The sequence below is a fragment of the Kitasatospora sp. NPDC050463 genome (genome assembly GCF_040655255.1).
Classification (GTDB): domain Bacteria; phylum Actinomycetota; class Actinomycetes; order Streptomycetales; family Streptomycetaceae; genus Kitasatospora.
The window spans coordinates 1-2,259 of sequence record NZ_JBFAJO010000209.1; the positions used below are offsets into that span (position 1 = coordinate 1).

1 protein-coding gene and 1 pseudogene are annotated in these 2,259 nt (G+C 63.7%); one reads left to right on the forward strand and one right to left on the reverse strand.

Annotated features, from left to right (window positions below; genetic code table 11):
* Positions 1-660, forward strand: a 660-nt coding sequence (locus AB0J08_RS41515; protein WP_360645369.1) for a transposase, incomplete at its 5' end; no start/stop codon positions are given.
* Positions 661-764: 104 nt separating this feature from the next.
* Here the strand turns inward: AB0J08_RS41515 and AB0J08_RS41520 are convergent.
* A pseudogene (locus AB0J08_RS41520) lies at positions 765-998 on the reverse strand (VOC family protein); the annotation flags it as partial.
* Between the last annotated feature and the right edge of the window lie 1,261 nt (positions 999-2,259).

Consider the following 2,259-nt stretch of genomic DNA (forward strand, 5'->3'; position numbering starts at 1 on the left):
GTCCGTCGCCGGCTTGACCTGCCCAGGGCGTGGCATCCAGGCACCTCCTGGGCAGGCAGCCTACCATCAGCGATCCTTAAGTCACTGGTATTGCAACTAGCCCCGCTGTTTGGCATCTCGAAGTCGGCGGCCGACCGCATCATCGACCAGCTCGGCCCGCTCATCGCATTCCAGCCTCGGCGCCGGTTTGCCAAGGACGCCGTGCTGGTAGTCGACGGCACCCTGGTGCCTACCCGGGACCACGGCATCGCTGAACAGTCAAAGAACTACCGGTACTCCACCAACCACCAGGTCGTCATTGACGCGGATACCCGCCTGGTCGTTGTGGTCGGTGAGCCTTTGCCCGGCAATCGCAACGACTGCCGGGCATGGGAGGAGTCTGGCGCGAAGGCCGCCGTGGGCAGGACCCTCACGATGGCCGGCGGCGGCTATCCGGGCACCGGTCTCCTCATGCCCCACCGCCGCCCCCCGGGCGGAGAGTCACCGGCCTGGAAGCGCGAGCACAATCGCTCGCACAAACAGGTCCGGGCCCGCGTTGAGCACGTCTTCGCCCGCATGAAGACCTGGAAGGTCCTCCGCGACTGCCGTCTCAAGGGCGACGGCGTCCGACACGCCATGCCCGGCATCGCCCGACTGCACAACCTCGCTCTCACGGGATAGCTTCTGCCGCATACGAGACCTGAGAGGTCCCCGGGAGACGGCTCCCCCCTCGCAGTCTCGGAGGAGAATCAGGCGAGGCAGAACTCGTTGCCCTCGATGTTGACGACCTTGCCTTCGGGAACTCGCTGGAAGAGCACGCGCGGGCCCACACCCGAGGGATCAGTGCACGCGAAGTAGATCTCCTCCCCAGGCGGCAACGAGTGGTGGTACTCCTCCCACGTGGCAAAGCCCTCCGGGACTGTCGGTACGACGTACCCCAGCACCTCGCACCAGAAGGCGGCGAGGCGCGCAGGTTCCGCACAGTCGAAGGTCACTTGGAACTGCTTGATCATTGACATCGGCGCACAATAGCAGGGGCCCTGCTCATCTCCCCGGGCGGGCGGATCCACACGTTGCCGGGAGGACGGCCCCTGCCATCCGCTGCCGTGTCGTGCGGTCACAGGGGTGAACCGAGGTCGGCGCCTCTCCCAAAGTGAGGGACCCAGGATCCGATCTCAGCCGACCACTCTCGTGCCAAAGATCAGTTACGGGACAGCCCTTAGACGCTTCAACCGAAGCTGCTCGATGGCAGGACTGAACCCATCCTCCCTGTAAAATCGCACACGAATGATAGAATGCTTGACCCAGCATCCGAGATCTGCATCAGACGGATAGAGGAACCATCTATCAACGCCTACCGCCGCCAATATTACCAGAATGGCCGAGTAGAACACGAAGAGACCGGGATCGCGAAACTTGACCGACAGTCCGGTTCTCACCGCAAGGAAAGGCGCCGAAAATCCAGGCACCGACTGGGGAATGAAGAACAACGGAAGGAACACGACGAGCGCGAATCGAGGTCCAGAATCGATGTCACCCACACATGACGAAACCTGGTCCGCCAGTATGGAGACTACCCAGAATGACACCAGGCCCGATGCAGCCAGCCCCCCAACCGACTTTGGCACTTCCCATCCAATTCCTCCGAAGTCAACTGGCCGCCGGCCCGCTGGCACCAGGGGTGCCAGCGGGCCGATGCGGACTTGATCAGCCGACAAATCTACTACTCGTCACTGATCGAACGTCCCTGATCGGCGCCCGCCTGGACAGCTGGCCAACGCTTTCGGCCCAGCGGACAGCTGAGCACCATCGACTTCACTGCCAGACCCTGCCGATCGAAGCAGCGAAGCCGAAGGAACCCAGAGGTACTCGTAGGTCGAGATAGCATTCCAGCGAGCGCGAGCAACAGCCCACCCCTCCGAACGGGCCGCACCGACACAGCGACAACTGTACGGCTACGGTCGACAGTTCGGGTGCCTCGACCACACTCGCCGAGAGACGCGCCACCGGAGGTACCAGTCTCGCTGGCGGAAGCGGCGGGGCAGCGGGGCCACTAGACAGCTGAGTCCACCAGGGTTCACTCCAGCCACGGAGCGGTCAACGCTATCCACGGGCCATCTTGCCGGAAGCCTACTGTTCCCTTCCGGGCTCCGGCCTGGAAGCATGTCGCCATGCCGTCTCGCCTCTACTGAACTTGATTGGGTGATGTCGGGGCTGTTCGCCTGACGGTGGGGCTGTGGATCCGGTAGCCCTGGGGCATGAGGTACGCGCAGGGCGGCG